The 24,236-nt window shown below is 68.2% G+C and carries 17 protein-coding genes and 2 pseudogenes; 8 read left to right on the top strand and 11 right to left on the bottom strand.

Annotation, left to right across the window (positions count from 1 at the left end; translation table 11 throughout):
* The first annotated feature begins 38 nt into the window (after positions 1-38).
* Positions 39-638: a TetR/AcrR family transcriptional regulator gene (locus tag AB0N66_RS39830; RefSeq protein WP_365444954.1), complete on the top strand. Its 600-nt coding sequence runs from the start codon at positions 39-41 to the stop codon at positions 636-638.
* Positions 639-905: 267 nt separating this feature from the next.
* Here AB0N66_RS39830 and AB0N66_RS39825 read toward each other — a convergent pair whose 3' ends face one another.
* Positions 906-1,349, bottom strand: coding sequence for an ATP-binding protein (locus tag AB0N66_RS39825; protein ID WP_365444951.1), 444 nt, complete (start codon positions 1,347-1,349; stop codon positions 906-908).
* A gap of 99 nt (positions 1,350-1,448) precedes the next feature.
* On the opposite strand from AB0N66_RS39825, the gene AB0N66_RS39820 reads away from it, so the two are divergent.
* Positions 1,449-1,973, top strand: a complete 525-nt coding sequence (locus AB0N66_RS39820) for an NUDIX domain-containing protein (protein ID WP_365444948.1) — start codon at positions 1,449-1,451, stop codon at positions 1,971-1,973.
* A 163-nt stretch (positions 1,974-2,136) separates the two neighbouring features.
* On the opposite strand, the pseudogene AB0N66_RS39815 reads toward AB0N66_RS39820, so the two are convergent.
* Positions 2,137-2,391: pseudogene (locus AB0N66_RS39815) on the bottom strand (DUF6262 family protein); the annotation flags it as partial.
* Between the two features lie 529 nt (positions 2,392-2,920).
* On the opposite strand from AB0N66_RS39815, the gene AB0N66_RS39810 reads away from it, so the two are divergent.
* The gene (locus AB0N66_RS39810) at positions 2,921-4,828 is read left to right on the top strand and encodes a pentapeptide repeat-containing protein (protein WP_365444945.1); all 1,908 of its coding nucleotides are present in this window, start codon (positions 2,921-2,923) and stop codon (positions 4,826-4,828) included.
* 124 nt (positions 4,829-4,952) lie between these two features.
* On the opposite strand, the gene AB0N66_RS39805 is transcribed toward AB0N66_RS39810, so the two are convergent.
* Together AB0N66_RS39805 and AB0N66_RS39800 are read right to left on the bottom strand one after the other, a co-directional pair.
* A complete protein-coding gene (locus AB0N66_RS39805; protein ID WP_365444942.1) occupies positions 4,953-5,411 on the bottom strand; it encodes a hypothetical protein in 459 nt (152 codons plus the stop codon).
* A 174-nt stretch (positions 5,412-5,585) separates the two neighbouring features.
* The gene (locus AB0N66_RS39800) at positions 5,586-8,237 is read right to left on the bottom strand and encodes a helix-turn-helix domain-containing protein (RefSeq protein ID WP_365444939.1); all 2,652 of its coding nucleotides are present in this window, start codon (positions 8,235-8,237) and stop codon (positions 5,586-5,588) included.
* A gap of 485 nt (positions 8,238-8,722) precedes the next feature.
* On the opposite strand from AB0N66_RS39800, the pseudogene AB0N66_RS39795 reads away from it, so the two are divergent.
* Positions 8,723-8,857 (top strand): annotated as a pseudogene (locus AB0N66_RS39795) (IS3 family transposase); the annotation flags it as partial.
* Between the two features lie 311 nt (positions 8,858-9,168).
* On the opposite strand, the gene AB0N66_RS39790 reads toward AB0N66_RS39795, so the two are convergent.
* From AB0N66_RS39790 to AB0N66_RS39775, 4 genes are all read right to left on the bottom strand, one after another.
* Positions 9,169-14,415, bottom strand: coding sequence for a trypsin-like peptidase domain-containing protein (locus tag AB0N66_RS39790; RefSeq protein WP_365444936.1), 5,247 nt, complete (start codon positions 14,413-14,415; stop codon positions 9,169-9,171).
* A 10-nt stretch (positions 14,416-14,425) separates the two neighbouring features.
* Positions 14,426-14,728, bottom strand: a complete 303-nt coding sequence (locus tag AB0N66_RS39785) for a trypco2 family protein (protein WP_365444933.1) — start codon at positions 14,726-14,728, stop codon at positions 14,426-14,428.
* A gap of 660 nt (positions 14,729-15,388) precedes the next feature.
* The gene (locus tag AB0N66_RS39780; RefSeq protein ID WP_365444930.1) at positions 15,389-15,727 is read right to left on the bottom strand and encodes a thioredoxin domain-containing protein; all 339 of its coding nucleotides are present in this window, start codon (positions 15,725-15,727) and stop codon (positions 15,389-15,391) included.
* Positions 15,728-16,287: 560 nt separating this feature from the next.
* Complete coding sequence (locus AB0N66_RS39775) at positions 16,288-17,427, bottom strand: helix-turn-helix domain-containing protein (protein WP_365444927.1); 1,140 nt, start codon at positions 17,425-17,427, stop codon at positions 16,288-16,290.
* A gap of 87 nt (positions 17,428-17,514) precedes the next feature.
* On the opposite strand from AB0N66_RS39775, the gene AB0N66_RS39770 reads away from it, so the two are divergent.
* Together AB0N66_RS39770 and AB0N66_RS39765 are read left to right on the top strand one after the other, a co-directional pair.
* Positions 17,515-18,570: a ferredoxin reductase gene (locus AB0N66_RS39770; RefSeq protein WP_365444924.1), complete on the top strand. Its 1,056-nt coding sequence runs from the start codon at positions 17,515-17,517 to the stop codon at positions 18,568-18,570.
* A 7-nt stretch (positions 18,571-18,577) separates the two neighbouring features.
* Positions 18,578-19,696 (top strand): acyl-CoA desaturase, encoded by a 1,119-nt coding sequence (locus AB0N66_RS39765; RefSeq protein ID WP_365444921.1) that lies wholly within the window; start codon positions 18,578-18,580, stop codon positions 19,694-19,696.
* A 129-nt stretch (positions 19,697-19,825) separates the two neighbouring features.
* Here the strand turns inward: AB0N66_RS39765 and AB0N66_RS39760 are convergent, their stop codons facing one another.
* A complete protein-coding gene (locus AB0N66_RS39760; protein WP_365444918.1) occupies positions 19,826-20,050 on the bottom strand; it encodes a hypothetical protein in 225 nt (74 codons plus the stop codon).
* 579 nt (positions 20,051-20,629) lie between these two features.
* Positions 20,630-21,205 carry a 2'-5' RNA ligase family protein gene (locus AB0N66_RS39755; protein ID WP_365444915.1) on the bottom strand — a complete coding sequence of 192 codons (576 nt, stop codon included), beginning with the start codon at positions 21,203-21,205 and terminating at the stop codon, positions 20,630-20,632.
* A gap of 110 nt (positions 21,206-21,315) precedes the next feature.
* Here AB0N66_RS39755 and AB0N66_RS39750 point away from each other — a divergent pair, with 110 nt between their 5' ends.
* Positions 21,316-22,569 (top strand): IS256 family transposase, encoded by a 1,254-nt coding sequence (locus AB0N66_RS39750; protein ID WP_365444912.1) that lies wholly within the window; start codon positions 21,316-21,318, stop codon positions 22,567-22,569.
* The gene (locus tag AB0N66_RS39745) at positions 22,566-22,985 is read left to right on the top strand and encodes a VOC family protein (RefSeq protein ID WP_365444909.1); all 420 of its coding nucleotides are present in this window, start codon (positions 22,566-22,568) and stop codon (positions 22,983-22,985) included. The genes AB0N66_RS39750 and AB0N66_RS39745 overlap by 4 nt, the downstream gene beginning before the upstream one ends.
* Positions 22,986-23,268: 283 nt before the next feature.
* Here AB0N66_RS39745 and AB0N66_RS39740 read toward each other — a convergent pair whose 3' ends face one another.
* On the bottom strand, positions 23,269-24,099 hold the full coding sequence (locus tag AB0N66_RS39740) for a hypothetical protein (protein WP_365444906.1): 831 nt from the start codon (positions 24,097-24,099) through the stop codon (positions 23,269-23,271).
* Positions 24,100-24,236 lie beyond the last annotated feature (137 nt).

Raw genomic sequence — 24,236 nt, 5'->3', positions numbered from 1 at the left:
CGGGACGATACCGTCCCGTCCTGCGCTAGGATGAATGCATGACGAAGCCCAGACGCCCCCCGACGGGCAATGCCGTTTTCAATCAGGCGGTCACCGATGTCCTCACCGAGGCGGCCATCGACCTACTGGTGGAGTCGGGCTATGCGCGCCTGACGATCGACGGCGTGGCAAAGCGCGCCGATGTCGGCAAGAGCGCGATCTACCGGCGTTGGCCGTCCAAGCTGGAGATGATCGTCAACGGGCTGGTCGAGCTCAGCACCCCGATCGGCCCCGCACCGGACACCGGGTCCCTGCGCGGTGACGTACGGGCGTTGATGCAGGCCGCCTTCGACTGGCTCAGCGACCCGCGCATCCGGGCCGTGCTGCCCGACCTGATCGCCGAGTCCGACCGCAACCCCGTTCTCGCCGAGGCGGTGGCGGAGCATGTCACGGGTCCGCGCGTGACGTGGGCTCGCGCCGCGCTGCACCGGGCGTGCGACCGGGGCGAGCTGGCCGCCGACGACGTCGACCTGGTCCTGGACCTGACCATCGCCCCGGTTTTTTGGCGCCTCACCCACGCCCGGCCGGTGAACGACCAGTACCTCGACCGGCTCACCGACCTGACGATCGGCGCGGTGCAACAGAACGCCGGCTCTTGACGCGCCGAGGTCGAGGTGGCGCGAGCGGACCGTAGCGCGCGAACGCCGTTGTACGAGTTCGGTGACAGTCGATCCCGGCCCGCATCTCGGCTACCGCCCCCCGGCCGGACAGGCTCTCCGCGAACCGCAGCACCGACACCAGCGCAGGCTGCTCCGTAGACAACTGTCAACGGCCATTGAGATGCCCAGGTGGGTGGCCGCTGGGTGTCCAGGCTGGTGGCCATCAGAAACCCAGCATGTGACCAGTGGTGTTCCTGGGGGTGGGGGTCAGGTCAAGGGGACCACTCCCTTCCCGGCGAGGGCCTCGGCGAGGCGACGCGAGTCGCCGGAGGTGGTCACGAGGTGAGCGTGATGCATGGGGCGATCGGTGCTCCCGCCCGCGAGAGTCTTCGGCATGATCGTGTCGAAGCCCGAGGGGTGGATGCTGCTGGTCACAGCAATGGACCGGCGCTCATAGGCGGCATTGATGATCCGGTAGAACGCCTCCGCGGCGTCCTCGCCGACGGGCAGCAGGCCGATGTCGTCGATGACGATGAGGTCCGCGCGGCAGATCCGGGCGACGGTTCGTGCGGTGGACCCGTCGACCTTCGACTTGCCGATCGTGGCGCTCAGCGTCTCCAGGGTGAACCAGGACAACCGCAGGTCGTTCTCGATCGCGGCCTGGGCGAGCCCTTCGGTGAAGTGACTTTTCCCTGTGCCAGGCGCTAGCAACGGTTTGCCGTGAGGTTCGGCATGTCACCGCAGTGTGTGACGTTCATGAGATTGAAGTGACAGAGCTGCGATGTCAGTGCGTCCCCATATCTTGTCCCGATGATTCGGAACGTGGTCGACGAGCGGGTCTTCGAGGCGGCAGTAGTTGACTCCCAGCGGGCGGTGGCGGAGTTCGACGGGGCTCGCCAGTGGCTGGCCTCTGCCAGGCAGGGGCCGATGGAGCCGCTTGCGGCCGAGGTCTGGGTATTCGACGAGGATCTTGCCCGGGTGGTGTTGGTGAAGCACCGTTGGCGGGGCTGGGTTCCGCCGGGCGGGAAGGTCGAGGCCGGAGAGACACCGCGAGCGGGTGCGAGCCGGGAACTCTTCGAAGAGGCGGGGCTTCGGCCGGAGTTGCTGTCTGAGCCGGCGGCGGTCGCAGTTCGTTCGTTTCACCCGGACTGGCCGGTCACGTTGGGGTTGTCGTATGCCGCGGTCGTTGATGTGGCGACGCCGTTCGTCGCGGAGGCCGGCCAGCCGGTGGCCTGGATACGCTTGGACGAGGGTTGGGAGAGCTACTTTCCCGATGACGTGGCCCGAATCCGTAAGCACGCGGATTGGATAGCTGGTCAAATGGGCCGTCGCTGAGGGGCGGCGTCGGCCCGCCGCCACGGCGTGCGAGTTCGCGTCGGAGGTCGAGGTTCTCGCCGTGGGCCTGCTCCAATGCGTCCCGCAGGGCCTGTACTTCTTCTCGGTGCTGCTTCTTCAGGCGTGTGATCTGGCTGGTCAAGGCGAGAACGAGGGTGCTTTCCGCGTCGGCGAGGGCGGCCGGTGCAGGAATCGGGCGGCCTTGGGACCGCAGGCGTTCAATGCGTCCGCGCAGGTCGGGGTGGTTATAGAGGAAGGCATGGGAGACGCCCGCCTCGCGTTGAACGGTTTGGAAGGTGATCGGCTCGCCGCGCTTGATGAGGGTGCGGAGAGCCTGCTCGGCGGTCTTCGTTTTGGCCTGTGACTTCGCCTTGGCGGCGTTCAGGGTCTGGGTGCGCTTGGTGCGGGCGTCGGTCACGGTCAGGCCCCTCGGTGACGGTCAAGGTCGAGAGCGAGCGAGACGGGGCCTGCCGGGGCGATGCCGCAGCCGACGCCCTGGACGGCGCAGTTGGGCTTGTCACCGATGGTTTCCAGGAGCCGGGTCAGGGCCGTGTGCTCGGCCCGTCGCTGCGATGGCTGGTACGGCGCGAGCGATGGCTGATCACCTCAGGTCCCGGCTGCTTACTGGTCACGCATCAGGCAGCAGGGACTCGGCGTCGATGCGGGAGAAGACGAGGTCACTCATCTCCTCGACGGGCCTGCGCCAGCGCCCCGGCGGCCGCGGTGGGGTTCGCCTCCACCGTCTCCCCGGCCACGAAATACCGGGCCCGCTTCGACCCGGATGGCTGCACGGCTGGGCCAACGCAGTCTGAGCAGCTCCTCGTCACCGCGAAGTGCCGCGACCTGCCCAGTGCGGTAAGTGGCTCGGTTTCTTCCGCTTCTGTGGGGAAAACCCACCCCAGCCGCCACAGCGCGGATGCCGCAACCGCCTATGGAGCCGCCACCTCATGAGCACCCCACCGGCGCGCACACCCTGGGCGCCTTCCTGGCCGCACTGCGCGCAGGGCGCGGACCCCGCCACCGACCCCGTCGGCTGCCGCGGCATCCACGTCCCCGGCCATACCGTATGTCTCGCCCATCTTGCGGACCCCGACCGCACCGCCTACCTGGCCGGCCTGACCCCCGGCGCCGACATCGACCACCGCGGAACCTCCTTCACCGCACCGCTCCTCACCGCCCTGTTCGACGTTCTCCGGGACCCCACCACCGGAAGCCCCCACTTCGGCGAAGCCCTGTTTACCGAGGCGCAGTTCTCCGGCCGCGCCAACTTCAGTGGGGCGCGCTTCTCCCGCACGGCCGAGTTCCGCGACGCACAGTTCTCTAGCGACGCGTGGTTCGGCACGAACCCATGGTCCCCGGACACCCGCGATTTCGACGGCGCGCAGTTCTCCGGCCACGCCAGCTTCGATGGGGCGCGCTTCTCCGGCCACGCCGAGTTCGGCGAGGCACAGTTCTCGAGCGCCGGGTTCGGCGAGGCACAGTTCTCCGAGCAGGCCGGGTTCGGCGGGGCGCACTTCTCCAGCGCATGGTTCGCGTTGGCGCGGTTCTCCGAGGACGCCTACTTCGGCATGGCAAAGTTCTCCGAACTCGCCGAATTCAGCCATGCGCGGTTCTCCGGCGACGGCGTATTCAACTGGGCGCAGTTCTCCGGCGACGTCCACTTCGGCGGGGCGCAGTTCTCCGGCGCAGCCAGGTTCAGCCTCGTACAGTTCGAAGGTGCATCGTCTTTCGGGCCGGTGGTGTGCGCCGGCTCGGTCTTCCTGACCCGCACGGTGTTCACGGCCCCGGTGACGATGGAGATTGCGGCGCAACACGTCATCTGTGAGCGGACCCGGTGGGAATCGACGGCGACCATCCGCCTGCGTTACGCGGTAGTGGATCTCAGCCACGCGGTACTGTCCGCCCCCGTAGCCGTCACGGCCCACCCCGCCGCCTTCGCCTACCTCGGCGGCCCGCCGACTGACGAGAGCCTGCTGGCAGGTACCGCCGAGGTGCGGGTGACCTCGGTGCAGGGCGTGGACGCCGCGCACCTGGTCCTGACCGACACCGACCTTGCCGACTGCCTGTTCTCCGGGGCCTTCCACCTCGATGAGCTCCGCCTGGAAGGCCGCACCACGTTTGCCTCCGCCCCGACCGGCTGGCACTGCCGCGGCGTCTGGCCGGCGCGCTGGACCCGTCGGCGCACCCTCGCCGAGGAACACCACTGGCGTGCCCAGACCACCCGACATCCCGCCCTCTCACCCGGCGATACACCGCTTCCCGGTCAGTGGCGTCCCGGCCCGCACCACTCCGACCCCGCCCTCACCCCCGACCCCGAAGACGTCGCCGCCCTGTACCGGCAGCTCCGCAAAGCCTTCGAGGACAGCAAGAACGAACCCGGCGCCGCCGACTTCTACTACGGCGAATGCGAGATGCGCCGCCACGACCACATAGGCACCCCCAAAGGCGAACGCCGACTGCTCTGGGGATACTGGCTGCTCTCCGGCTACGGCCTGCGCGCCTCCCGCGCCATGGGCTGGCTGCTCGCCGCCATGTCGCTGACCGTGCTGCTGCTCGTCAGCTTCGGTCTGCCCACCCACGACCCTGACCCCGCCACCACCGGAACCCTCCAGGGCAGCAAGATCAGCCTTAACACCAGCACCCCCACCCCTGCCTTGCAAGACGGCTGGGACCAACGCATGACCTGGACCCGCGTCGAGAAAGGCACCCGCGTCGCCGTCAATTCCGTGATCTTCCGCTCTTCCGGGCAGAACCTCACCACCTCCGGCACCTACATCGAGATGGCCTCCCGCCTCCTCGAACCCACCCTCCTCGCCCTCGCCGTCCTCGCCATCCGCGGACGCATCAAACGCTGACCGCTCACCTGCGTCACAGGGGCCCGGATTGCTCAAGGTTCCCCGGCATGGGACAACCAGCTGTGGTCGGGGCTGAGCGCGGCCGCACCCCAGGTCGGCCTCCTGGTCGCCCCGACCATGACGGTCAGCAGGCGCGCAGGGCCGGGCCGATCACCTCGGACCCGAACTTGGCACGGACCCGGTCGGCTGCCTCCTCCATGACCAGCCGGGCTTCGCGGCCGGGATCGAGGCTGAGCTGCTCGGCAACGGCGACGACCGCGTCCTCGCCCTTCAATGCGATCCGCCGCAGGCGCCCACGCTGGAGACCGGCTGCATCCAGCAGCTGGAAGACCGCCGTGCGCAAGTCGTCCTCGAGCGCGGACGGCGCGCCCGGACGGCGGCTCTTCTCCCACCGCGCGTCGCCCGCGAAGAGCAGCTGGAGCGTGACGGCCCGGGCCGTTTGGCCCCGGCGGCGCACCGTGATGCCGAGCCGTACGACCAGCTCCAGCAGCCGGGCCCGCAGCTCCGCGCCCGTCCAGCAGGTCCCGCTCGAAGCGGGTCCCGACGCTCGCGGCCACCGGCATGGACCTGGGGGTGACGTCACTCCAGGCGCGTGGTCCTGCAAGATGCATCGGGACCTGCGAGCCCACGTGGTCGCGCATCAAGGCGGCCACGGCAACCGCTGAGCCAGCGGGACGGCGTCCTTGCCACCGCGGAGGCGGTCGGCTGCCACATCATCGGCCGTGCTAATAGCCGGGAGGCCTCGGCAGCGGACGATTCAAAGCTCCCGCGCTGTCGGTACCGGACCGCTACCGCTGGACGGGTTGTCGCGTTCCTGCCCCGTCGGCTCCCTGCTGGCAGGGGACCCGGAGTGCAGGCGCGCGAGACTGTCGTCCACCCATCCGCGGTCGTCTTCGTGTAGAGAGCCGTCCTGGCTGAGGGCTTTGAGGATCTTTGAGGCTTTGGCCGTGTCAAGGGATGCCAGCATGTCGGCCGCCCAGACTCTGTCATAGCCGACAAGGGTGGTGTCGAGCGCGAGGGCTTCCAGGAGATCGGCCGCGCCCGGGCCCAGTAGTCGGGTGAAGGAGTGGGCTGCGTTGATGCGTTGAGAACGGTCGAGTGTGAGGTCGCGAGCGAGTGCTTCAAGTGGACCTGCAGCGGCAGCGCCAGCTGCTTCGAGAAGATCAGTCGCGGCGCGAATGCGATGGGTCCGATCCAGGGTGGTGTCGCAGGCGAGCAGATGCAACAGGCTGATACCGCCGGAGCCGTCGTGCGCGTACAGTCTTCCCGCCGCCCACATGCGGGTTTCTCCAGGGAGGGTGGTGTCCCGGCCGAGAACGCCCAACAGTGCGGTTCCGCGAGTTCTGTCGGCGGCCAGGAGTTTTTCCGCAGCCCAACCGCGGGCATGAGGGTCGAGGTCGCGGTCGGTACCCAGTGCCTCCAGCAGTTCGATGCAGCGGTTGTCGCTGCGGCTGAGGAGTGCTTGGGCCGCATTTGTGCGCGCGCTGCTCTTGAGCGCCGAGTCGCTTGCGAGGCTGTGGAGTAGGTCGGTGCCCACGGGGCCGGCCAGGCTGACGAGGGTCTCGGCCGCTGCGACTCGACGAGGTGCGGGTGTTGAGGCGTCTTCAGCCACTGACCGGAACCGTCGGGTGGCGATGTCGACTGCCTGCCCGGGAAGTGCGGTGCTGAACAGGGCAAGGTCTGCGATGAGGGCGCAACCGTCCATGCTGGTGCGGGAGGCGAGCCGGGTGAGGATCGAGGCGGAGTCCTCGCCCGATACGGAGTCGAGGAGGAACCCGACGTAGGAGATGTCGACATGGTGGGGGACCCGGTAGCGAGTGGCCCAGCCGGGTAACAGGCCGCGCCGCGGTGAAAAGACGGACTGCAAAGAGCGAGAGGCTGCTTTCGGCGTGCGGGTGGCATGTTGGGCGGCCAAGTATTCCAGCATGGTCTGGTGCAGGAAATCGAACCGGCCGGCGCGGGTGGTCATCAGACCGCTGCGCCGCAGGCTTCCTTCGAGGAACGCTCGCCACACGGCCGCGGACACGTGAGGCGCGGGTTGAGCGGCGGGATCGGCTGCGATGGCGGCGACGGGATCGGATTGGTCGCCGGCCAGACGCCCCGCCGCGTGCTGTGCGATCAGCGCGGGCATGCGGTCCAGGGCTTCTTCGGCGTGGGCCAGGGCCGTGGTGCCGTAGCGGTTGAACAGGTGACGTGTCTGCGTCCGGATGCCTCCGCTGCCGGAGTGCTGGCGTTCGTTGAGCAGATCGGTGAATGCCCGGTAGACCGCCCCACGGCTGGTCGGCAACGGAGTCTCTGGGTGTCCGGCGTGCAGCTGACAGAGCATGGACGCCATCAGCGGCGTGCGCGCCAGGTCGGTCAGCCGGGTACCGGCCAGTGATTCGAGGAAGCGTGCCACCGCCCTGTCCACATCGGGCAGTTGAAATGCCTCGAACCAGGAACGGGCGACGTGCGGGAGATCGTCAGCCGTGAAGGGCTGCAGGGTGTAGTGCGGAACGCGCTGGGTGCTCCGGGAAGCAACGGTCTCGGAGTCCGGGGTCCCGTCCAGAGCGTCGAGGGCACCGTAAGGCAGGGGACGTGTGGCTACGACAAAGCGGTAGCAACTGGCGTTGTCACCGGCGCGTACCGCGGTGATAGTGCTGAGAATGGTACGGCGCGCAGTGGAGTCGGCCACCTCGTCGAGACCGTCGACAAGTACCAGCCAGGGCACATCCGGGTAGGGCGGAGCCTCGAAGAAGCTTGGGGGCAGGGCTTGGGCCAGGCCGTACGCGGAGAGTTCCGCGGTCGCTGCCGCGGCAAGCGCATCGGCCAGCGGGCGCTGGCCGAAGAGAGCCGCGGCCTGGACAAGCACCGGTACCGTCGCCTCTCCGGCACCCTGTTGCCAGTGTTGGATACCCGTGGCCAGGCGGGTCCGCAGCAGGCTGGACTTGCCTCCGCCCGGCCCGGCCAGCACCACGCACATCTGGCCGTCCGCCAACACTTGGTCCGCCGGCAGCAGGCGGGACAAGGCATCAGCCTCGTCTCGCCTCCCGTCGACCAACTGCCGCAGGTACACAGAGGCCAGCGGGGGCATCATTCCCTGCAGGACACCGGGGTAAGGGTGCTCGCGGGCTGCCCGGCTGGCTGCGTCCAGATAGTCATCCAGGTGGCGGCCGCGCCGATCGGCCTGGTGGCGCAGTTTGTGCAGTTTGGCCAGCGCATCGTCGGAGATGCGCAGCGCGGCGCCCAGGCGGTCCAGTGTGTCGGCGGAGGGCACACCCGTTGGGCGGTTCAACGCGTTACTCACGGTTGCGTTCGATACGCCGGCCGCCTTCGCGAGGTGACTCTGCGTCATGCCGACAGCCGTCATCGACTCCCTGAGCAGCCGTCTAATCTCCGTGTTCGCCGCTCCCCCCGATGGTTCGTCCACGTCCCTCACCGGACCCCCCTGAACTGGCCTTTCATCCTTGTTCACTTCACACCGGTGAACGGCTCTTGAGGCTATCTCTGGTGATGAGCCCGCTGAGGGCCCTTGCCGCAATCGCCTTCACTCCCGGGAGAACAGCCATGCCTGAGCACGTGCTATTCATCGTCACTCCACTGGTAGCGGGGATCCTGATTCGCCTCGTCCGGCGACCGCGTCTCGCCCCGGCCGATCTCGTGCGCACCATCTGTGACCTGCTCACTCTGCGCATGATCCTTCGGGACACCGCGCCTGACGAGCGAGTCGCGCTCGTCGCGGCCCACCGCGATTGGCGCGGCCCATCAGCAGCGACCCGCAGTCCACGGCCCCGCCACACCGCTCCCCGCGGCCCCCGATGACCGGACCTGACCTGGCCGTCGCACCTCTGACTCGGATGTGTGCAGCGGATGTAACGGTGCCTTTGGGCCGCCGTCGAGGCCGACCTCAAGCCCCACGCCAAGTCCCGCGGCACCTACGGCGCTCCACGCATCCACGCCGTGCTGAAACGCAAGGGCGCCCTCTGCGGACGCCGCCGCATCTCCAGACTGATGCGGCCGGCCGGCCTGCAGGGCCGCCACCGCAGACGACGAGCGGATCGTGTTCGTCGTGGGGACGCAAATCCACGGGGCCCCGCACAGCGGTACCTCGCTGGTGCAGTCCCTCACGTTCGCCACAGCGGCCCGTCTCGAAAGCCCCGTCACCCCGAAGATGATCGCCCAGGTCTCCCGTCCTCTCACCGACGCAGGCTGGCAGCACACTGCGCCCGGACGGTACTTTCATTGGCGGACGCCCACCGGCGACGTCGGCATCGCATTCGACATCTTCGCCGCGCCACGCATCGACACGACTCTCACCGCCTGGATCCTCTGGGCCGTTTACGGCAGGCTTCCTGTCGGAATCAGGGATGTCGGTTTCCTTGACCAGGCCACCGCTGGAGGAACCGTCGCATCCACGGCGCGGCTTGCTGCGACGGGGTGGGCGCGGGTGGTGTCGTTGGCATTACGCTACTTCGCTGGCTGGCAGTATCGAACTGCCAGCGGTCGTGCACCGCGTTGATGAGCGCGGTGGCTGCCGTCGAGTCGAAATGCGCCAGGCTGGCGACGACCTCGGTCCATGAACCGGTGGCGAGCGTTGCGGCCAAGTGGTGGCGAGCTCGAGGCATCAAAGGTGAACTGATGAGCGTGTCCCCAGGGGCTGACGGCGTATTCGTGTTCGGTTTCACGAGTGTCCGGACGAGCTGCGCCGCAGAGAGCCAGTGCTCGTCGATGAGCGCTTCGGCTTCGGCAAGGAGCCGAAGGGCCCGAGCCCCATCGCTGGAAGCTACCGCCTTCAGCAACCAGGTCAGTACCTCCAGCCGCTGCGCCGGGTAGGTTAGTTGAGCGAGGAGCGTCTCTGCCTCGTCGGCCCATCGAGCGGCCAGGGCGTCGTCGCTCGTAGCAGCTACTGCTTCCACCAGTCGTGTGAGTGTGCATGCACGCTCGTACGTGTTGGTCATCTGGTCGGTGAGGAACTCAGCCCGATTGTGGTCACCGGTTGCCGCCGCGATCTCCGCGAGCCGGCCCAGGGCTCGCTCCCGCGAGTCGGGATAGGTGATCTGCCCGACAATTGTTTCCGTCTCATCGGTCAACTGAGCGGCAAGCCCGTGTTCGCCTATGGCTGCTGCAGCCTCCGTGAGCCGTGCCAACGCCTCCACGTTCCCGTCCAGACGGCTTGTCTGCTTGGCGAATCCGACCTCCTGTGCGAGGAGCCGGGCAGCCCGTTCGTGATCGCCGATGACGGCCAGCAGTCCTATGAACCGGGCCATGGCGTCCGCGCGGTACACGGGATGGTCGATCTGCCGGGCAAGGAGCGTTGCTTTGTCCGCCCATTGGACGACCCTTTGCCGCTGTCGGCTGGGGGACACTGCCTCGGCGAGCGCGGCCAACGCCGTCGCCTGTACGCCGGCGTTGGTGATCTGTCCGATCAGCGACTCCACCTTCGTGATGACTCGCTCTGTCTGGTCGCGGTCACCGCCTGCTGCGATCACTTCCAGGAAGTAGGTCATCGTCAACCTCTGAAATTCCGGATGCTCGATCCGTTGCAGAAGCGGCTCAGCCTCATCGGCCAGGTGGGCAGCCCGCGTGTGGTCACCGTCATCCCTGGCTGCCTTGACGAGTACGGCCATCAGGCCGAGGCGCTCGCCTGGGTCGGCAACCCGTCTGGCGATCCCCGCTGCTCGATCATGTTCGCCGCAGACGGCGAAGGCCCTGGCGAGCGAATTCCACTTCCACTTCTCATCCCAGGGTCCTCGGTTGGTGGGCTGTCCGGCGAGCTCTTCTGCCTTGTCGGCCAGCCGGGCGGCGCGATCGTGATCGCCGCTGGCGGCCACCGCGTCCATGAGCCGGGTCAGTGCGTTCACGGCCTGGTGTGGGTCGGCTGTCTGCCTGATGCTGGTCTCCGCCTCGTCTGCCCATCGGGCTGCGCGCGCGCAGTCACCGTCGGTGGCAGTGACTTTCACCAGATGCATCAGCTGGTCGAACCGAACGTCCGGATCGGTTGTCTGCATGGCGAGTGCCTTCGCCCGCTCATGATCGCCACGGGAGGTCGAGGCTTTGACGAGCCAGGTCAGAGCCTGTTCCCGCGAGTCCGGATAAGTGATCTGCTCGATGAGCGTCTCGACCTCGGCGACGAGGTGTGCGGCCCGGGCATGGTCACCATTCGCGGCCGCCAGCTGCGCGAGGTCGGCCATCTGTTGTGCCCGCCGGTCCACGGAGGTGTCCTGCTCGATGAGGGCCTTGGCTGCGGTAATCAGTCCGGTCGCCCAGGCGAAGTCACCGATCGAGGTCACTGTTCTTGCGAGGCGAATCAACGCCTCCGCCCGCAAGTGGTGATATCTCGTCTGCTCGACGAGCGCTTGAAGTTCGGTGGCGAGCCGGGTCGCACGCGGGTGGTCCCCGTTGCTTGTCGCCGTCTCCGCGAGCGCGACCAGTGCTCGCTGCCGTGCATTCTGGTCGTCGATCTGCGCGCTGAGCACGTGCGCGGCATCGATGAACGCAGCCGCCCAAGGATGATTGCCGATGACGCCCGCCGCCTGGGCCAGTTGAGTCAACGCCGAAGTCCGCTCTTCGGGTTCGATGATCTGTCCGCAGCCCGCTTCCACCTCGTCGGCCAACCGGGCGGCGCGGACGTGGTCACCCTCGGCGGCCATCCCGGCGAGACGGGCCAGAGCGGTCATCCGTTCGTAGGGGTCGTCGATCCGTCGGGCCAGCGTCTCCGCGCGATCGTAGGCACCGCCATTGGCGACCGCCGCCGCCAGTTCTTCCCAGTCCGGATCGTCGTCCGGATCGTTGATCTGCTCGATGACCATTTCCGCTTCCGCCTGGTCGGCCAGCCGTCCGGCCAGAGCGTGGTCACCGCAGGCGGTTGCCGCTGACACGATCGCAGTCAGCGCACTGGCTCGGACGCCGGGGAAGGCGTGCCCGACGAGCTCCTGGGCCACCGTAATGAGCGTGGCGGCCCGCGTGTGGCCACCCGTGCCGGCCAGTGCCTGCGCCAACCCGGCCAGCACTCTCGCACGTTCCCAAGCTGAACTGATCTGCCCGGTCAGCGTCTCTGCCCGATCGTGCTCGCCTGCCGTGGCCAGTGCTTCCACAAGCACCTTTAATGGCTTCAGACGCTCGTTGTGGTCCGTGATCTGACTGATGAGCGCCTCGGTCTTGTCTGCGAGTCGCAAGGTCCTAGCACGGTCGGCGCCGGCACCCGCTGCCCGGGTGAGCCGGGCCATTGCCGTTGCGTGCTCGCTGAAATCAGTAACCTGCTCAGCGAGGGCTTCGGCCCGATCGTGGTCGCCGCCGAGGGCAACCGACTCCACGAGGTTGGCCAGTGCCCGCTCCCGCCCTGCCGGGTCGGTGATGTGGTCGGTGAGCGATTCGGCTTTCTCGGCCAGACGGGCGGCCCGTGCAGGGCCTTCCTCGAACCGGGCCAGCAGTTCCGCGAGTTCAGCCAGGGCCAGCGCCTGTGAGTACGGCTCGGAGTACTGGTCGATGTGGGTCTCGGCTTCCGCAGCGATCCGATCAGCCCGCTCGTGGTCGCCGTTAGCGGTCAACGCTTTCACGAGCGCGAGGTAGGCGGCGTGCCGCAAGGTGGCGGGGATGCCGCCGATGACACCTTCGGCGCGTTCGGGTTGGCCGATCCGCGCCCAAACGGCGGGGAGCGTGGCGGGGATTTCGAGGTTGCGGGCCTCGAGTTGCGCCAGCTCGACGGCCAGCAGTGCCAGGCTGGTCAGGTCGGGGCTGGACTGGTTGAGGATGGGCTGTTGAGCGGCGCTGATCTCGCTGAGGGCGAGCGCATCACCTCCGGTGAGACGGCGCATCCGGTCGTGCCGGGCCTGATCGGTTCCGCAGGCCATGAGCCGCGGCAGTTCCCCGATACCGGCGAGCATTTGAGAGTAACTGCGCAGCAGATACAACGGAGTGTCTGCGGGCCAGCCGCGCTGCCGATACGTTGCGGCCCAGCTGTGGATCCGTTCGCGATAGGAGTCCAAGCCGACGCCGCCGTACCGCTGCTCAGCCACCTGGCGCAGGGTCTCGTGGGCGAACAGAATGACCCGCTCGCCCGGGTGCCCGTCGGTCGAGGCCGCGGCCCTGCTGTTGAGGCTGCGACCGAACGTTCCGCCCAGCACGCTGTCGATGTCCATGGCCGGTCGTACGGTGAGCTGAGCCAGGTCAGCCAAGGTAAGTCCGCCTCCGGCCGCAGTGATCAGCCCCAGGACGTCGCGGTGGAGCGGGTCTGGGCTCAGGAGCCGGTTGAGCTCAAATCGGGCGCGGTGTTCGACGGCGCGAGCATGTGCGGACGCTTCGAGTCGTCTTGGGGTGAGGCTGCTCAACGGATGGTCGGCGTCGACGTCATCGGGAAGGGCCGGGTGCGGGCGGCTGGCCACCAGGATACGGACTTCCGGCGGCGGCCGTCGCGGGAGCAAGGCAGCAATGCTGGGGCTCCCAGCCTGGCCGGTGTCCTCGTCGAGGCCGTCGATCACCACGAGCAGTCGGCGGCCCATCTCCCGGGCTCTGCCGGCGGCGTGTTCCATCAGGTGTACCAGGGTTCCCTGCCGCGCCCCGGCCGTCAGCATGACGGCTGGAGGTTCGTCGACCAGGGCGGCGAGCTGCTCGATCAGCGCGATGGTACAGGCGGTGCTGTCCGACTGCCCGGCCAGCCGGGCGGTGACGAAGAACGACACGACGTCGACTCCCGAAGGCGGCTGCAGCGCGAACCACGCCATCAACGCCGACTTGCCCGCCCACGGCCCAGCCTGCCACCAGGCGTAGGGCTGCTCGCCGGCGCAGAACCCGACGAGCTCGTCCAGCTCCGCGCCGCGGTCAAGTAGACGCTCGGGCGCGATGTCGCGCAGCTGTGCCTGATAGACGGACCGTACCCAGGCACGCGTCGAGGGCGGGACGGCATCGGGCAACACGTCGGGAAGCCCGAGCAGATGCCGCAGTTCGGCGTCCCGGCCAGGGGCCAGGTTCCTCAGCGCTACGTCCAGACGTGCGGCGGCCAGCCGCCCCAGCCCGTCTGAACGGTGATGCTTGGTGATCACGCCGATGACGCGATCCCCTGCCCATACCGCGGCACCGGACATGCCCTCCCAGGGCGACGCGGCAGGCTCTGGATCACGTCCCGGCGGCGGGACCCTGACCTCCAGCGTGCCCTCGCGCCGGTTGGACAGCACCGCCACTGAACCGTCGGCCTGGTGCGAATCTCGATACGACCACGCGCGGTTCCGCTCGTCGTCCTTCAATTTGAATCTGGGAAACCCTACCGCCCGGACAGTCAGCACCGCCGCGCGTTCATCACCGATCCCGCCGAAGCGGGGCGCCACGACCGGCGGCTCGTCGTCGTGCGGCGTGATGGACAGCACCGCGATATCCGAGCGCGGATCTTTCCATAGCGGGATCGCCTCGGTTGTCCACTCATCGGTCAGGTCAGCATTGAACCGCACACGTACCGTTGTCGCGTCCTCGACGACATGCGCAGCTGTCAGCACGGAACTGGGGCCGACCCGGTATCCGGAGCCCCGCCGTCCAGGCTCGCCGTCCAGGACGACGATGACCTCAGCGATCTGCCGGGCTACGGCACCGCGACCGGCCGGGATCGGTCCGTCATCCACTGTACGGACGCTACCGTTCACCAGTTTGCTCTGTCCCGGAGATCAGCGGCCTACCTGTCCTTCCCTGGCGTCGCGGATCCAGCGTCAGCTTGATGTGCTGTACCGCCTCAGATGTCGCCTTGCCGTCCGCGCCCAACTCGACGACCCAGAACCGCACCTTCGCTCCCGCATTCGCCTCCTTGGTGACCGCGACCGTCAACTCCAGCTCCACCAAGCCCAACTCGAACCGCAGCTCCTCGCTATCACCTGCGTGCATGGCCTTGGTCAGGTCCGCGCGCAACTGACCGATCAGTTCCGCAAGCTCCACGGCCATCGATCGCCACCCCTCCCACGACACGTCGACCCGGGCCACATCGTGGCATCTGCCTGCACGACAGAACACCCCCTACACCATGCCGCCCATATCAGGACACGCTGCCGTCCCCCCGCCGGGCTGGGCACGGTCGCGGGAGGGGCGGAGCGCCCCTTCGGCGAACGAGGCTGCGGGCTGTCGGCGGTGGGTGTGCCGCTGTCAGGGACGGGCACAGACGGCTGTGGCGGCCCTGCGGACCGTGGCACGCGGTCAGACCAACGCACTCAAGGTCTTGCCCATGGCGTCGAAACTGCTCCGGACACCATCGACGTTGCCCAGGCGGTGCCGTTCGAGACGGAGCCCCGGCCCGGATCCCCGGGGACCGCGTAGGCACCCGCCGTGATGCTCGACCTGCACCTCTACGCGGAGGTGTTGGGACGGCTACCGGGCACTCGTGGGCGGCTGGGCCGATGGCCGCGTGCTGATTCGCTCCCGCGCGGGCGGTGACCTGACCGGAGCCTTTCCCGAGATCGTTGCCGCTGCCGCCGATCCGCCCGACGACACCGCGCTCGACGGCGTTATGTGACCTGTGGGGGTTTCTCAGCCCCAAGGTGTCTCAGGCGGCGCAGCTCCCATAGACGAGACGTGACGGGCGTCGCGGCCACGTACCGCAGCGGCCGCTCAGAGGTGGCCGTCCAAGAACTTCCGTACCTCGGCGATGGTCATAGGCCCCGTGCCGTGCGCCACCACCTCTCCCTCCTTCAGCAGGACGTAGGACGGCGCTCCGGTGATCCCGTATCGCTCGGTTGCGGCCGGACAACGCGTGATGTCGGTGCGGACAGCCGTCAGGCGGCCCGTGTAGTCGTCGGCGATGCCACCCACGACGAGGTCCATCACCCGGCAGGGCTCGATTGCCTTGGGCCATGTCCCGGTGAAGTATGCGAGGACCGGAACTCCGCTCATCCCGAGGATGAAATTGAACTCCGCGTCCTCACGGGGTCGGTGAACCCGCGTCGCCATAGAAGCTCCTGACCTCACGTTCCGTCATTCCATCCCCATCATCCCTCGCGCGGTGCGCCAGGCCGGCCCGGTCGGTCGTCCGGTTGGCCTGTCGGAAGGGAGGCACGGGGCCGTCGCGGAACCACGGTGGTCCCCGGCGCGAGCGGCCCGGCCCCCGCCCCTGGTGACCCGGCCTGGCTGCCCCGCCGGTCACCCAGCTGCAGCCCTCCGCGCGCCCGTGGGTCAGCTCGTGCCAGGACAACGCCCTCCACGACGAAAGGAAAGCTGTTTCCAGGGCATGGCGGTTCAGATCACCGACCAGATGCTCGATGATCGCGTCGACGAGCGGGCCGGTGCGCATCGTCCACCGGATCCAGTCGAGCCGTATCCGCCCCCGCGCTTGTCAGAGCCAGCGCCCCCGACGGGCTTCCCGAGGCCTTGTCCGGTCTTCACATCAACCTCCGCTCTCAGCCGGCTCATACCGCTCTTCCCCGGGCCGCACGAGGCAGCTGATGGCACCGAGAACGAGGCACGATTCCTGGACCGCTCGCGAACGCGGTCCTGGACGGTCGGCGTACGCGTCAGCTGACCCCAAGACCGACCGCCAGCGTCAGTTCAAGGACCCGGTGCGGCGATGCGAGATCCGGAAACAGCTCCCGCAGCTGCGACATCCGATACCGGACTGTCTGGGGATGGACGAACAACGCCGCCGCCACCTCGTCCCGTCTGCCCTGGTGCAGCAGCCACTCCCGCAACGTCTCCTCCAGCCGCCGTGCGGTCGCGACAGGCAAGGTCCGCAACGGTGCGAGGGCTCGGGCACGCAGGTCTGCGAACGCGTCCGCGTCGGCGCTCAGCACCAGCTCGGGCAGGTGGTCCTCGGTGTCGCGAATATCAGAGGAGAGGGAGCGCGCGCGTACGGCGCGCGCGTACGAGGCGGACGCACGCGTCCATGGCCGGGCAGGGCCGACCACGGCGGTGCGGTCGGTCAGCTGGCGCAGGAGATGTGGTCGGTCGGCATCAGGGACGAGCAGCACACCAGTGGCGTCCGGCAGATCGTCCAGGACGAGGGTGCTCGGGTCGAGCGCGCGGTAGGCAGGCCGGGCCTGGGCGGCGGGCAGCAGGACCGCGGTCAGCGAAACCGGAGGCTGCCATCCGGCCCGTTGAGCAGAGGCCAGCAGCACGTCCGGGCTCGCGCCGGCGAGGAGGTCGCGGGTCAGGTGTTCCAGGTGGCGCTCGTGGTCCCTGCCCCGGGCGCCCAGTTCGTCGGCATGGCCCGCGGCGCTCGCGGCGGAGAGCTCGTCGATGTAGGCGAAGGTCAGCTCGGCGAACTTGGCGACCTCGGCGGCGGGCAGACCTGCGGGCACGGCACCCGCTGCCAGGCATCGCCAGGCCACACGGGCGCCGACGCGGTAGGCGCTGAGCAGGGCGTCCATCGAACGGCCGTCGCGCACCTCGCCGCGGCCCAGCTCGTAGGCTGCGTCACCGGCGTCGCCGCCCGTGGCGTTCCCGCTCGCGAGGTCCAGGTAGTGCCCCAAGGCGGTGCGGACGGCTCGGCGGATGCTGGCGCCCATGCGGCCTGAAAGCGCGTTGGCGTAGGGAGGGACCTCGTCGATGATCGCCTGGACGACCTCGTCGGCGGTGGTCCTCAGCGCGGCCCGAAGTGCGGTGACCGTCGTCTCATCCAGGGCCAGTTCGCCGGCCCTCCGGACTGCATGGCTCACGTTTCTATTCCCTGCGAACAATTCAGCCGACCAGATTTACGTCCTACGGTCAGGACTTTACGCCCTGAGGCGCAGCAAGCTGGGGTCATGACGAGTACAGCCCTCCGCAGCAGGGCGAGGAAACTGCTGGAGATGGTCACGACGCCGCTGCTGCCGTCGGACTACCTCGACCTGGTCAGCCCGCTGCGCGCGGGCGCTGACCTGCGTGGGCGCATCGAGGCCGTGCACCCCGAGACGGGTGACGCCGCGACTGTCGTGATCAGACCGGGGCGGGGCTGGCGCGGCCACACAGCCGGTCAGTACGTGCGGATCGGGGTCGACGTCGACGGGGTGCGCCTGTGGCGTGCCTACTCCCTCACCTCGCCGACAAACCGCCAGGACGGCCGCGTCACGATCACCGTGAAGGCGCTCCCGGACGGCAAGGTCAGCAACCACCTGGTCCGCCGGGCCAAACCGGGCACGCTGATCCAGCTCGACCAGGCGACCGGTGACTTCGTGCTGCCGCAGGCCAAGCCTGCCAAGGTGCTCTACCTGACGGCCGGCAGCGGCATCACGCCCGTGATGGGCATGCTGCGCGACACCGAGTTCGACGACGTCGTCATGGTCCACTGCGCGCCACAGCCGCAAGACGTGATCTTCCGCAACGAACTGCACGACCTGGTCGCGGACAAGAAGCTGCGGCTCACCGAGGTGCACACCGACACGGACGGCAAGCTCGACATCGCCCGTCTCGACGAACTCGTGCCCGACTGGGCCGAGCGCGAGACCTGGGCCTGCGGGCCCGCGGGCCTGCTCGACGCCGCCGAAGAGCACTGGAGCGAGCACGGCGTACAAGAGCGCCTGCACACCGAACGCTTCCGCCCCAGCATCGTCGTCGCCGGCGACGGCGGCGAGGTCACGTTCAGCGCCACCGGCAAGACCGTCGACGCGGACGGCGCCACGCCGTTGCTGGACATCGGCGAGGAGGCCGGCGTGCTCATGCCCTCCGGGTGCCGCATGGGCATCTGCTTCGGCTGCGTCACGCCCCTCAAGGCGGGCGCCGTCCGCGACCTGCGCACCGGCGAGATCACCGAGGCCGAGCCGGGCGTCCTCATCCAGACCTGCGTGTCCGCCGCGGCGGGCCCCTGCGACATCGAACGGTAGGAGCACCTTGACCGCCACCGACCCCACCGCCCACCTGACCGCGGAGCAGATCGAGGAGCTAGGCCGCGAGCTGGACGCGATCCGCGACGAGGTGATCGCCGACCGCGGCGAGAAAGACGCCGCCTACATCCGTAAGGTCATCTCGGCGCAGCGCAAGCTCGAGCTGGTCAGCAGGGGCGTGCTGCTGTTCTCGATCTTCCCGCCCGCATGGCTGCTCGGCACCGCCGGTCTGTCCGTGGCGAAGATCATGGACAACATGGAGATCGGCCACAACGTCCTGCACGGCCAGTGGGACTGGATGCGGGACCCGAAGATTCACTCCACCACCTGGGAGTGGGATCACGTCTCGCCGTCCGAGCAGTGGAAGCACTCGCACAACGAGCTGCACCACACGTACACCAACGTGATCGGCAAGGACAACGACCTCGGCTACGGCATCATGCGCGTCGACGAGGACCAGAGGTGGCACCCGTTCCACCTCGGCCAGCCGCTGTGGAACTTCATCAACGCCTGCTTCTTCGAGTACGGCATCGCGGCGTACGACCTGGAGCTCGGCAGGAACCTGCACAAGCGCCGCCGCAAGAATCCGGAGTTCCGCGCGCGGGCCAAGGCCGTGGGCCGCAAGATCCGCAAGCAGGTGCTCAAGGACTACGTGATCCACCCGCTGCTGTCGGGCCCGTCGTTCCTCACCACGCTCGCCGCCACGTTCACCGCGAACCTGGTCCGCAACATCTGGACCCACTCGGTGATCATGTGCGGGCACTTCCCCGAGGGCGTGCAGGTCTTCGAGCGCCGGTCGATCAAGGGCGAGACGCGCGGCCAGTGGTACCTGCGCCAGATGATGGGCTCGGCGAACATCAGCGGCAGCAGGGCCATGCACTTCATGACCGGCAACCTGTCGCACCAGATCGAGCACCACCTGTTCCCGGACCTGCCGAGCAACCGGTACGCCGAGGTCGCGGTGAAGGTGCGCGCGCTGTTCGAGAAGTACGAGCTGGAGTACGTCACCGGGCCGCTGCCCAAGCAGGTGTTCTCCGCGTGGCACAAGGTCTTCCGGCTCTCGCTGCCGAACAAGAAGCCCAAGATCAAAACGCCGGACCGCGCGCAGGAGCTCGTCGCCGCCTGATTCCCGGTATCGGTTCAGATCTCCCGGCCGTACCGGCGGCACCACCGGGTTCGGTGAGATCCGTTGCGGACGGCGGGCAGCCGCGACATCGGACCGTACGACACGGGATCCGGGCAGCCCGGTGCCCGGCTACGCTGCCTGGACGTGTGCCAGGAGCTCAGCGCACAGCCCCCGGCGAGGTGTTGTAGTGCGCTGACCTGCCGTGGCCGGGCCGGTAGTCGGGCACGACCAGCGCGCCAGTGGCACCCCGGTCTCGGCCGGGAGCTGGCAGGCCAGGGCCTTGGCCTCGGCGACCTGCACGGGGGTGAAGCGGGCCGGGCGCTCGCTGCGCCTGCGGTCGGCCAGGGCCGGCAAGCCGCCGTCGGCGAACCGGCCGCGCCAGGTGACGCACGGTGTCCACGTGCGCTCCCACCTCGACAGCGATCCGCGCGTTGGACCTGCCCCGGGTCGCCATGAGCACGATCTGTGACCGGATCCTGGTCTGGTGCGGGGTTTCGTGACCGTAGGCCGCCTTCTTCAACCGTTGCCGCTCGGCGGCGGTCAGGGTTATGGGCCGGGCGGCAGGAACAGGAAAGGCAGACAGGCCGATCAGCAGAAGTGGATCACAATGCCATGGGGGTCTGGCTCATGCCGTCTGGTGATGGGTGGCGTCAATTGTCAGGCTCTGGCTCTCGTTGTGTGGAGCTGGGACACCGCGCAGAGAAGTAGAGGTCCGCGACCACCGGTTGACCTGTTGGTGGTTCCTCAGCGGCAAGAAACGCCTCAAATTTGGTGTGCTGATCTACTGCGTCGTGTCGCGGGACGACTCACCGCCGCGCCTGCCTGCCGGAAGTGGCTTGAGCCGGACTCTGTTCCGGACGTACGACGTAACTGGCCAGGCGGCACAGGGTCTTACGGCCATCGGGCGGCAAGACCCGGCTTGGCAGAAGACCGTCAGCCGAGGGGGACCTTCGCGAAGGACTCCCACTCGTACATCTGGTTGTCCCGGTGGATCACGATGAGCTCCGCGCTGGAGATGCGAGCCTGTGCCGAAGCGAGGTTGAGGCAGGCGAGGGCCTGTGCGATCGGCTCAGCGGGACCGTCTCCGGCGCTGTAGGCCACGGAGACATGCGGGGTGAAGCCCCCGGCCTTCTCCGGGACCTCACCGAGAACGTCCCCGATGGCATCCCGGATAGCGTTCCGGACGGCTCGGGCAGGGCCGTCGGGGTGAACGTGCAGGAGCACCGCCTCCGGGTCCAGCACCTCCGGCCCGATCTGGAGGTCGAAGGCTGGGATGGCGGCCAGTCGCGGCTGGGCCGCATCCACAATGGCGTGGACGTCCTGCTCCTTGGTTTCACCTACGAAGCCGATCCCCTGCATGGTCAGGTGCAGCCACTGGTCAGGGATCGGGGTGAGGATTTTTCCGAGAGATGCGAGCGCGGACCGGTACTCGGCGGCGAGCCGGTGCACATCGTCCTGGCTCTCGAACGTCAGGTGCCTGAGGTTCCCCCGGGATGGAGCAATGCTCAAGACCTGTGGATCGGCCTCGGGTTGGCATGCGAAGGGCGTACCTTCCCGAATGATCCTTTGATGGTCATCGAGTAGGCCGACGTTGGCGCGTCGGCCGGGAAGGCACGCCCGTGCTCACGGTAGTCAACGAAGACGGAACGACGCCACACGGCTCCCTGATTGACGAGATCGTCCGCGAGGGCGCGAGGCGGATGCTGGCCGCCGCTCTGGAAGCAGAAGTCAACGCCTGCATATCCGAGTTGGCCGACCAGCAGGACGATTCCGGCCGCCGTCTGGTCGTGCGCAACAGCTTCCATCAGTCGCGGAAGGTGACGACATCGGCCGGGGCGATCGAAGTGAAGGCCCCGCGGGTCAACGACAAGCGCGTCGACGAGGCCACCGGCGAACGCAAGCGGTTCTCCTCGGCGATCCTGCCGCCCTGGGCCCGTAAGTCGCCGAAGATCAGCGAGGTACTGCCGCTGCTCTACCTTCACGGCCTGTCGTCCGGTGACTTCTTGCCCGCGCTGGAGCAGTTCCTCGGCTCCTCCGCCGGCCTCTCACCCCCGACGATCACACGGCTGACCACGCAGTGGCAGGCCGACCACAAGGCGTTCATGGACCGCGATCTGTCCGCCACGGACTACATCTACGTCTGGGCTGATGGCGTTCACCTGCGCATTCGCCTGGAGGAGGCGAAGGCCGCCGTCCTGGTCATGGTCGGCGTGCGGGCGGGCGGCACCAAGGAACTGATCGCGATGACCGACGGCTACCGCGAATCTTCCGAGGCATGGGCGGCACTGATGCGGGACTGCGCCCGCCGGGGCATGCGCGCCCCCGTCCTGGCGGTCGGCGACGGGGCGCTCGGCTTCTGGAACGCATTGAACGAGGTGTTCCCCGAAACCCGTCACCAACGGTGCTGGGTGCACAAAACCGCGAACGTGCTCGACGCGCTGCCGAAGTCGGCCCAGCCCGCGGCCAAGCGCGCGATCCAGGAAATCTACAACGCCGAGGACAAGGAGCACGCGGCCAGGGCCATCGCCGCGTTCACCAAGCAGTACGGGGCGAAGTACCCCAAGGTCGTCAAGCGGATCACGGACGACGAGGAGGAACTGCTCGCGTTTTTCGACGTCCCCGCCGAGCACTGGATCCATCTGCGGACCACGAACCCGATCGAGTCGACCTTCGCCACCGTCCGGCTACGCACCAAGGTCACCAAGGGTGCCGGCAACCGGGCCGTCGCCCTCGCCATGGTCTTCAAGCTCATCGAGTCAGCCCAGGAACGCTGGCGGGCCGTGAACGCACCTCACCTCGTCGCCCTGGTCCGGGCGGGCGCCCCCTTCGAACGCGGTCACATCGTCGAGCGCCCCGAGGCGGTGGCGGCGTGAATCGGCCCACCAGCGGTGGGCTGCACCACGTCGAGCTGTGGGTGCCGAACCTCGACCGCGCGGTCGCCTCTCTCGGCTGGCTGCTGGAGGCCCTGGACCACACCCTCTTCCAGAGCTGGAACAACGGACGCAGTTGGCGTCTCGGTCCGACTTACCTGGTCCTTGAGCAGTCCCCGGCCCTCACCGCCGACCGGCACGACCGCTGCCGGCCAGGGCTGAACCACCTCGCCTTCCACGTCGAAGACGAAACCGCGGTCGACAGGCTGGCCACCGACGCAACCCGGCACGGCTGGCATCTGATGTTCCCCGACCGGCACCCGCACGCCGGCGGCGCACAGCACTACGCCGCCTACCTGGAGAACGACGACGGCTTCGAGGTCGAACTCGTCGCGATCAACCCACCACAACACAACTGAGATCAGCCAATCCACGGGTCTTGACGATTACTCCTGTGACAGCACTATCGGCAAGCTGGGTGACCAGCCGGGGAGCGATACGGACCGCACGTGTCAAAGCCCGATCCGAAGCCCTCGAAGCGCGTCATGACCGACTCGGAGATTCACGGCGAGCTGGTTACGCGGTTCTCCTCAACTGCGTCATCGACATGCGATGGCAACTCATTGCCGGTGATCTCGGCCGGAGTGACGCGCCCCCTCACCCAGAAACGGGGCGGAGGGCGCTCAGCATGCGACGCGCCTGTCAGACGCGGGCGACGGCGACGAGGTAACTGAGATCGACGTACAGGTTCGCCTGCGAGGCGGCCTGGAACTCGGTCTGGATGGTTTCGTTGCCACCCACCCACCACACATAGCTGGCGTCCGGCCTGCCGCGGAAACGCTCGTTGACGGTGATCCGGTTACCTGGTTCGGTCGCGCCGTCCGAGCCGCCGCTGCCGGTGGAGTCCGACCAGAGCTGCGTCCTGCGGTTGACCACCGAGTGCCACTGTGCGCCGGAACCGTCCAGCAGTTCATCCACGATGACCGAGATCCAGCCCTGGCTGTCCGCCCCGCCGAGCGCGGTGGAGAAGTACCAGTCGTACCGGTAGTCGACCGTGGTCCGGAACTCGAAGTCGCTGAAGCTCCCGAGGCGGAAGGGGCCGCCCATCTCCGCCGTGCCGCCCGCGGCTCCGGTCGAGAAGTAGATCCCCAGCCCCACGTGCGACTCACCGGTGCCCAGGTCCACCGTCGACGTGCCACCGGGCGTCGCGTTGACCCGCCGCCATGGCCACGGACGCGTGAACAGCTGCAGGTCGGGCGCTGCCGCCTCCGGCGGGCGCGCGTACTGCGGAGACTTTTCCATGGTCGTGCGCACCTTGTCCTGCCAGGCGGAGACGGCCTCCGGGTCCGACGAGCCGGGCTGCGCGGGCGCCGAGGTCTCGATGAGCGCCGCGTTGCGGTGCGCACGGTCGGTCCTCGTCCGCATCTCCCGCTCGAACTCCTCGGTCCGGGCGTCGGCCAGCGCTCCGAGCGTGTCGCCGGAGATCTTCACCTCGTTGGAATGGCCGGACGTGGCATCGGCGTACTGGTTCATGGGGCTCCTCCTGCTCGCTCACAGACCGCGCGCGGCGGTCTCCCCCATTACCGTCTTCGTAGCCCCGCAACGGGGTTACCGGCCTTCGGAGTTGGCATGACTACCTCCCCTTGTCGAGTGCATGGCCCGGGGGGTGG

Source organism: Streptomyces sp. NPDC093544 (genome assembly GCF_040683495.1).
In the GTDB taxonomy this organism is placed as follows: Bacteria; Actinomycetota; Actinomycetes; order Streptomycetales; family Streptomycetaceae; genus Streptomyces.
Note: the sequence above shows the minus strand (reverse complement) of the source record. Positions and strands in the feature narration are given on the sequence as shown.